This window comes from Petralouisia sp. (genome assembly GCF_056822245.1).
The window spans coordinates 1-5,167 of sequence record NZ_JBQIOP010000092.1 but is presented as its reverse complement, the minus strand read 5'-3'; the positions used below and the strand labels follow the sequence as shown (position 1 = coordinate 5,167).

Here is a 5,167-nt window from a genome sequence, read left to right as displayed (position 1 = left end):
TGAAAGTATGTGAAAACTAAGGAACCGCCGTATACGGAACCGTACGTACGGTGGTGTGGGAGGTCGGTAGATAAAATAATTATCTACCTCCTACCCGATTAGGATTCCCTTCTCTGCCCATGTTCCAAATCTTCCCTCATAAAAATTTCCCGGTACTCCTTCGGGGACATTCCGAATTCTTTCTTAAAGGCTCTGAAAAAACTGGAATAATCCTGAAAACCGCACATCATACAAGCTTCTCCGATTGCCGTATGAGCGAGTATCGCATCCCGGCAGAGAAGAAGCCTTTTCTTCGTAATAAACTGATGTACAGACAGGCCCAGATTTTCTTTGAATACATGGGATATGTGATATTTGCTTACATAAAATTCTTGTGAAAGCCGATTCAGAGACAGCTCTTCCTCCAGATGCCCTTCAATAAACTGCAGAAGATTTTGATAAAGAGTTAATTCTTCATGAGGCGTTTTCGGATGCTGCAATTCGTAAACAGAGCGGTTCAGATGCAGAATCAGGTCGTTGACACAGAGGGAAATCTTTGCTTCTTTTCCAAATCGTTCCGAGTGAATCTCTTCCAGTAATTGAAATATTTTCCCCTGCAGCGCTTTAAAAGCAAGCATATCATAGTGAAAAATATAGTTCTGGGTGACCAATGCCTGCTGCATCAGGTACGTGTAAACCGGGGAAACCTGAAGAAGTCCGCTGCAGTACTCCTGACTGATCCAGAATACAAATCTCCGGTAAGAAGGCTCGGGGCTGAGAACGGTGGCAAAGTGGGGAACGCCGGGAGGAATCACAATCATGTCCCCGCTTTTTAACAGATGCTCCCTGCCCTGGATTTGTATTGAAACGTTTCCTTCCAGAAAAAAATAAAATTCATAATGTTTATGGGCGTGGTTTTCCACATGGTAGGAATGGCCGCCGCTGTAATAATAAATCTCGAAATCCCTGGACTGCATATATTGGCGGGGACTGAATACCGTTTGCAAATCTTTTTTCACAATCATACTCCTTTTCAAATGATCTGAGTTGAGTCTAACATGATACCGCAATTTTTACAATGTGCATAACAAGTATTTCAATTGGAAATGACAGGAGGCGTTTGTATAATATTTCCATGGAGCAGAAAATACAGAATTTTCAGACAAAAATCAGGCTGTGCTGTTGTGTTTTCTTAAAACAGTGAATTTACAAAGAGAGGAACAAAGACGATGGAAATGACATTGAGATGGTATGGAGCGAAATTTGACACAGTGACGTTAAAGCAGATCCGGCAGATTCCAGGGGTGACCGGAGTGATCAGCACATTGTATGACGCTGCGCCCGGGGAAGTATGGAGCCCTGAAAGGATTCGGGCATTGAAGAAGGAGATTGAGTCGGCAGGGCTGAATCTGTCTGGCATTGAGAGCGTGAATATCCATGACGCAATCAAGACAGGGGCGCCGGAAAGAGACCAGTACATTGAAAATTATATTGAAACACTGGAAAATCTGGGAAAAGAGGAGATCCGTCTGGTTTGTTACAATTTCATGCCGGTGTTTGACTGGACGCGTACAGAACTGGCCCGTGTCAGACCCGACGGTTCTACGGTACTGGCATATACTCAGCAAGCCGTGGACGCGCTGGACCCGGAGAAAATGTTTGAATCCATTGCAGGAGACACCAACGGTACGGTAATGCCCGGATGGGAACCGGAGCGTATGGCAAATGTAAAACAGTTGTTTGAATTGTATCAAAATGTGGACGAAGAAGCATTGTTTGCAAATTTGAAGTATTTTCTGGATAAAATTATGCCGGTATGTGATAAATACGATATTAACATGGCAATTCATCCGGATGATCCGGCATGGAGCGTATTCGGCCTTCCCCGTATTATCATCAACAAAGAGAACATCCTTCGAATGATGAAAATGACAGACAACCCCCATAACGGCGTAACCTTCTGTTCCGGTTCTTACGGCACGAATCTGGAAAACGACCTGCCGGATATGATTCGCTCCCTGAAAGGAAGAATCCATTTTGCGCATGTCCGCAACCTGAAATTTGTTACACCGGACAATTTCGAGGAGGCGGCCCATTTGTCCTCCGACGGTTCCTTTGATATGTATGAAATCATGAAAGCCCTGTATGAAATTGGCTTCACAGGCCCCATCCGCCCGGATCATGGACGCATGATTTGGGATGAAGTGGCTATGCCGGGATATGGGCTGTACGACAGGGCGCTGGGGGCATCGTATCTGAACGGACTCTGGGAGGCCATTGAGAAAGCGGCAAGGCGTTCATAGTCTGTAATTAAATCAGATAGGCTTAAGAAGAAACAGAGCAATCAATCAGAGAGGGTTTAAGAAAAGGAGAGAACAGAAATGAAGTTAAATCAGCAAGGACTTGAACATAAAACACAGTGGCAGCAGGCGGGCTTTCGCCTTCCGCAGTTTGATCGCAGGGCCGTTGCGGCGGCAACGAAAGAAAATCCATTCTGGATTCATTTTGGGGCAGGAAATATTTTCCGGGCATTCCAGGCAAATGCAGTGCAAAACCTGCTGAATGCAGGGGAACTGGATCGGGGGCTGATTGTGGCGGAAGGGTTTGATTATGAAATCATCCGGAAAATGAACCGGCCTCACGATGACTATTCCATTCTGGTTACTTTGAAAGCAGATGGAACTGTGGAGAAAACAGTGGTGGGCTCTGTAGTGGAATCCTGTATTTTAGATTCAGAGGATGAAGCGGAATATGAGCGGTTAAAAACGATTTTCCGAAAAGATTCCCTGCAGATGGCCTCTTTTACCATTACAGAAAAGGGATACAGTCTGGTCAACGGCAAAGGCGAATTTCTTCCGGAAGTGGAAAAGGATTTCCTGGCAGGGCCCAAAAAGCCGGAAAGTTATATCGGAAAAGTGACGTCGCTTTTGTACACCCGCTATCAGGCCGGGGAACGTCCGATAGCCATGGTGAGCATGGATAACTGTTCCCATAATGGGGATAAACTTTATGCGGCAGTCCATACATTTGCCGGGAAATGGACAGAGAACGGCACTGCAGAAGCCGGATTCCTTGCATACGTCAATGATAAAGAAAAAGTGACGTTTCCATGGTCCATGATTGATAAGATTACGCCCCGTCCGGATGCTTCCGTGGAAGCGGCTCTGAAAGCAGACGGAGTGGAAGAGCCAGATCCGGTTATTACTTCAAAAAATACCTATGTTGCGCCATTTGTAAACGCAGAAGAGTGTGAGTATCTGGTGATTGAAGATGCATTTCCCAACGGGCGCCCCGCATTGGAAAAAGCCGGTTTGATGTTTACAGATCGTGAGACCGTGGACAAGGTGGAGAAAATGAAAGTCTGCACCTGTCTGAATCCTCTTCACACTGCCCTGGCAATCTTCGGATGCCTGTTGGGATACCAGAAGATTTCCGAGGAAATGAAAGATACCGAATTAAAAAAACTGGTGGAAGCCATTGGTTATACAGAAGGGCTTCCGGTTGTAACAGATCCGGGGGTGCTGAATCCCAGAGAATTTATTGACACAGTACTAAATGTCCGCATACCCAATCCGTTTATGCCGGATACTCCCCAGAGAATCGCAACGGACACTTCCCAGAAGCTGGCCATCCGTTTTGGGGAAACCATTAAGGCGTATCTGGCGTCCCCGGAACTGGACGCAGCGGATTTGAAGCTGATTCCCCTGGTGTTTGCCGGGTGGCTTCGGTATCTTTTGGCAGTGGATGATGAAGGAAATGCATTTGAACTGAGCCCGGACCCGCTTCTGGAAACGGTGCGCCCTTATGTGGCAGAACTCCGTCTTGGTGAAACAGCAGATGCAGAAGCTGCTTTGGAGCCGGTGCTGAAGGATGCGGAGATTTTCGGCGTAAACTTGTATGAAGCAGGAATGGCAGAGAGAGTCTTGGAGTATTTCAAAGAACTGGCCGCTGCAAAAGGCGCAGTGCGCGCAGTTTTAAAAAAATACGTCAGATAAGCTCCGGTTTCCTTCCCATGGCCGTTTGAGAAAAAGAGCGCAGATTCTTTCAGAGCGGGGTTGACGATATTCCCAGGTTTTGGTTATAATAGAACTTGTATACTAGTGATGTGGTATACAAGTACAAAAAGTCTGGAGACAGGGAATGAAAGTAAGTGAACGCTATGGGCGGGAAATCGGGCGGGAGTATGCGCTGCGTGTGTTAAAAGAAAATATAGTGATGCTGGAACTGGAGCCAGGAAGCAGAATCAGTGAGAACGAGCTTGCGTCAGAACTGGGCCTTTCAAGAACTCCGGTCAGAGAGGCATTGATTGAATTAAGCAAGGGGCAGATTGTAGAGATCTATCCTCAGAAGGGCAGTTTTGTTTCGCGGATTGACTGGAATCTGGTGGAGGAGGCGCAGTTTATGCGTCTGACCCTGGAGCGGGCGGTGATCCGCCTGGCCTGTCAGGGGTTAGAGGAAGAGAAAATACAGGGATTGGAAAAAAATGTAAAGCTGCAGCGGTTTTATTTAGAGAACAACGAAGTTTCGGAATTACTGAAACTGGATAATCAGTTCCACAAAGAATTATTTACCATTACAAATAAATCGCATATTTACAGGCTGATGAGCAATATGATCCTGCATTTTGACCGTTTGCGGACGCTGCGGACGAAAACAGTGGATCAGATGTATGTTATTGACGATCATATGAACATTCTGGACGCAATCCGAATGAAAAATCCGGACAAAGGGGAGAAGGCAATGGAGCAGCACTTGACCAAGCACGAAATTGATAAGGAAATTATACATAAAAAGTATCCCCAGTATTTTAAAGATAATTAAAATACTGGCATAATTTGACTTTCCCGTTCTGCTAATAGAGAAAGCAGGAAAGGGAAATACTGAGACAGAGCAGTGTGCTCTGTCTTTTTTTTGTGCAAAATGCGAGAAAAATACTGGCTGTTTTAGATGAAACCCATTATGAATTGTGGAAAAATAACAAATAGATTGTGAAAAAATTAATTATTAGATCTAATATTGACAAATGTGTATTTGCATAGTAATATACTAATATACAAGCTAAGATTCAAGTAAACGTAATTTTTACAATGGTAGTGTCAAATAATCTATGAAAAAACCGAGTTAAAAGAAAAGGCTCGAAAGAACCTTGAAAATTGCAGATATTAGTGGTTTTAAGACCTTGGGGCGT

General features: G+C 44.9%; 4 protein-coding genes. 3 read left to right on the top strand and 1 reads right to left on the bottom strand.

Annotation, left to right across the window (positions count from 1 at the left end; genetic code table 11):
• Positions 1–98 precede the first annotated feature (98 nt).
• On the bottom strand, positions 99–998 hold the full coding sequence (locus tag ACTO17_RS19450) for an AraC family transcriptional regulator (RefSeq protein WP_172537423.1): 900 nt from the start codon (positions 996–998) through the stop codon (positions 99–101).
• 210 nt (positions 999–1,208) lie between these two features.
• Here ACTO17_RS19450 and uxuA point away from each other — a divergent pair, with 210 nt between their 5' ends.
• From uxuA to ACTO17_RS19435, 3 genes are all read left to right on the top strand, one after another.
• Positions 1,209–2,282 carry a mannonate dehydratase gene (uxuA, locus tag ACTO17_RS19445; protein WP_482559085.1) on the top strand — a complete coding sequence of 358 codons (1,074 nt, stop codon included), beginning with the start codon at positions 1,209–1,211 and terminating at the stop codon, positions 2,280–2,282.
• Positions 2,283–2,360: 78 nt separating this feature from the next.
• Positions 2,361–3,974: a mannitol dehydrogenase family protein gene (locus tag ACTO17_RS19440; protein ID WP_482559084.1), complete on the top strand. Its 1,614-nt coding sequence runs from the start codon at positions 2,361–2,363 to the stop codon at positions 3,972–3,974.
• A gap of 145 nt (positions 3,975–4,119) precedes the next feature.
• Positions 4,120–4,800 carry a GntR family transcriptional regulator gene (locus ACTO17_RS19435; RefSeq protein ID WP_172537426.1) on the top strand — a complete coding sequence of 227 codons (681 nt, stop codon included), beginning with the start codon at positions 4,120–4,122 and terminating at the stop codon, positions 4,798–4,800.
• Positions 4,801–5,167: the final 367 nt, after the last annotated feature.

Coding starts and splice junctions, on each gene's coding strand:
- ACTO17_RS19435 (WP_172537426.1), top strand. CDS start 4,120: ATGAAAGTAAGTGAACGCTATGGGCGGGAAATCGGGCGGGAGTATGCG.
- ACTO17_RS19440 (WP_482559084.1), top strand. CDS start 2,361: ATGAAGTTAAATCAGCAAGGACTTGAACATAAAACACAGTGGCAGCAG.
- uxuA (WP_482559085.1), top strand. CDS start 1,209: ATGGAAATGACATTGAGATGGTATGGAGCGAAATTTGACACAGTGACG.